The sequence below is a fragment of the Streptococcus sp. HMSC071H03 genome (genome assembly GCF_001813035.1).
Taxonomy (GTDB): domain Bacteria; phylum Bacillota; class Bacilli; order Lactobacillales; family Streptococcaceae; genus Streptococcus; species Streptococcus anginosus.
The window spans coordinates 51043-54342 of the sequence record NZ_KV811162.1 but is presented as its reverse complement, the minus strand read 5'-3'; the positions used below and the strand labels follow the sequence as shown (position 1 = coordinate 54342).

Sequence of the window (3300 nt, the reverse complement as noted above, 5' to 3'; positions counted from 1 at the left end):
TCGTTTTTCAAGATTTCAACCTGTTAGACACGCTTTCGGTCAAGGACAATATTCTCTTGCCGCTCGTTTTATCACGCCGTTCGATTACAGAAATGATGCAAAAGTTGGTTACTACTTGTAATGAACTGGGGATTAACCAATTGCAGGAAAAATTCCCCTATGAAATTTCCGGTGGTCAAAAACAACGGGTGGCGGTGGCGCGTGCTATTATCACCAATCCAGAAATTCTGCTGGCAGACGAGCCAACAGGGGCGCTCGATTCTAAGTCTTCTGCGGCGCTTTTAGATGTATTTGATGACATCAATGACCGCGGACAGACGATTCTTATGGTAACGCACTCGACTTCGGCGGCAAGCCGAGCTAAGCGAGTACTGTTCATCAAGGACGGAATTTTGTACAATCAAATCTTCCGAGGAGATAAGACCGAGCGCCAGATGTTCCAAGAAATTTCAGATACCTTAACGGTCATGGCAAGCGAGGTGAGTCAAGGTGTTTAGATTAGCGGGAAAATTAGCGGTTTCTAACCTAGTGAAAAATCGTAGATTATACTATCCATTTGCGTTGGCAACTTGTTTAGTCGTCGCTATTTCATATATTTTTAATTCTTTAACGTTTAATCCCCATTTACAAAAAATGCAGGGGGCAAGTTCTATTTCATTTGTCTTGGCTCTTGGAGTGATTATTGTGACGATTGCTGCAGCGATTATCGTTTTTTATGCTAATAGCTTCGTCATGAAAAATCGCTCGAAAGAACTGGGGCTGTATGGAATGCTAGGACTTAATAAACGTCATCTCTTTACCATGGTGTTCATTGAGTTATTGATTTTAGGAGCGACGACTGTCACGATTGGTCTTGGATTTGGTATTGTATTTGATAAACTGATTTATGCCTTTTTACTGAAATTGATGGGGTTAAAAGTGGTTCTAGTATCCACGTTTCAATGGTTAGTTCTTATTTCAGTTGTTGTCATCTATGGCGTTATTTTTGCGGGCTTGGTGCTTGTCAACGGTTTGAGGATTCTACGTTTTAATGCTTTGCAATTGGCCAAGGAAAAGAATAGCGGTGAAAGAAAAGGACGATTTCTTCTGATTCAAACGATTATTGGATCGATTTCTTTAGGCTATGCTTATTACCTAGCTCTGAGTGTCAAAAATCCATTGATAGCAATTGGTATATTTTTTATAGCTGTTCTCTTTGTTATTTTAGGGACTTATCTGCTGTTCAATGCAGGAGTTACGGTATTTTTGCAGTTGCTCCAGAAAAATAAACGATATTACTATCAACCAAACAATATGATTTCTGTGTCCAATTTGATTTTTCGGATGAAGAAAAATGCGGTTGGCTTAGCAACGATTTCGATTTTGTCAACCATGGTCTTAGTCACCTTAGCTGGTGGTATTAACATCTACGCAGGTGCTGATTATCTGAAAACAGTGATGTACCCTCAAGACTATACTATAAAGGGAAGTGAAGTATCAGCTGCCCAATTGGAACAAGCACTGACAGAGTTTGCAAATGAAAATCATCTAAAAGTTACTAAGAAAAGCGCCTATCAATATTATTCGATGGGAATTAAAAAACAAGACGGTAATCAGCTTGATATTTATCCAAAAAGAGAAACACAAGTTTCTCCACAAGCCTATATCCTGCTGTTTTCAGCTGATGATTATCGGAAAATGACGGGCAAAACATTGAATTTAAAAGATAATGAGACAGCAATCTTTGCAAAAGGAATGTCTATTAAACAAGATCGACCTCTTAAACTGATTGGGCAAGAATTGACAGTGAAAGAACTTTTAACAGAGGACTTTGTTCTTGGAAATGTCGTAGATCAGAATAATATCATTGTGCCGCAGTCACTTTTTATGGTTGTCAATGATCCACAAAAGATAGTAGATGCACAAAAGGAGCACTACACAATTAATACAGAGTTATATGGCGGCTTGAATATCAGGGCTTCTAATAAGAAAAAGGGCGATTTGGATACAGCTTACCAGAGGAAGCTGAAACAGTTCAATACAACGCTCCCCGATAATGCCGGTGTGTATGGTTATACAAGAATCCAAGGTGTGCAGGAAATCATGAGCATGCTCGGCGGAGTTTTCTTTATTGGTATTTTCCTTTCAATTGTCTTTATGCTGGGAACGGTTTTGGTAATCTACTACAAACAGATTTCAGAAGGGTATGAAGACCGAGACCGCTTTGTAATTTTACAAAAGGTAGGATTAGATGAAAAGCAAACCAAGCGCACCATTCGCAAACAAATTTTGACTGTGTTCTTCTTACCGCTTGCTTTCGCTTTTGTGCATCTGGCATTTGCTTATCATATGCTGAGCCTTATGTTGAAAGTGCTGGGTGTCTTAAATGCTACATTGATGTTGGAAGTTACGCTTGGCGTTTGTGCTGTTTTCTTTATCGTCTATGTACTTGTCTTTCTCATCACATCACGCAGTTATCGTAGAATTGTGTCGATGTGAGTTAGCGATAGGTACGGATAATAGTGAAAAGGAGTAGGGCTATTCTTGCTCCTTTTTCAATTTATTTAACAAAAAAGAGGGACGTTTGATTCCTTTTTGATTGCTTTTATGGTAGAATAATTCAATCTAATAAATTGGAGTTTAGGATGAATATTTTTCGTAAAAAAGATGTCAGTCGAGATCGGACTGGCATGCGTCGTCATTTACGATTGCTTGATTTGATTTTGTTAGGAATTGGCGCTATGGTGGGAACGGGTATTTTCACGATTACCGGAACGGCGGCTGCAACTCTAGCTGGTCCAGCTTTGGTGATTTCGATTATTATTTCTGCTCTTTGCGTGAGTATTTCTGCTTTCTTTTATGCAGAATTTGCGTCAAGAATTCCTGCAAATGGAGGTGCTTATAGCTATCTCTATGCTGTTTTTGGAGAATTTCCAGCTTGGATAGCAGGTTGGCTGACCATTATGGAATTTATGACGGCTGTATCTAGTGTTGCCTCTGGTTGGGCTTCCTATTTGAAAGGCCTGCTGAATGGATTTGGTTTGAGTATGCCAAGAGCGCTCAATGGAACCTTTAATCCGCAAGTGGGAACCTATGTAGACTTACTGCCGATTCTTGTTTTGGTATTTGTAACAGGTGTGGTTTTATTAAATTCTAAAGCAGCTCTGCGATTTAATTCTGCTTTGGTTGTCTTGAAGTTTTCGGCGCTTGCCCTTTTTATCTTTGTAGGGATTTTCTTTATTAAACCTGAAAATTGGTCTCATTTTACCCCATTTGGCTTTGGAAAATTATATGGTGGTAATGTTGGAATTATGGCTGGTG

Annotated in this window: 3 protein-coding genes; all 3 read left to right on the top strand. The window is 39.3% G+C overall.

Annotation, left to right across the window (positions count from 1 at the left end):
* Positions 1 to 497 (top strand): ABC transporter ATP-binding protein (locus HMPREF2887_RS05255; RefSeq protein WP_148131500.1); only part of this gene is annotated, 497 nt, incomplete at its 5' end.
* Positions 490 to 2478 (top strand): ABC transporter permease, encoded by a 1989-nt coding sequence (locus HMPREF2887_RS05250; RefSeq protein ID WP_021001423.1) that lies wholly within the window; start codon positions 490 to 492, stop codon positions 2476 to 2478. The genes HMPREF2887_RS05255 and HMPREF2887_RS05250, both read left to right, overlap by 8 nt.
* 146 nt (positions 2479 to 2624) lie before the next feature.
* Positions 2625 to 3300: amino acid permease (locus HMPREF2887_RS05245; protein WP_148131499.1), on the top strand; the 676-nt coding region annotated here is incomplete at its 3' end.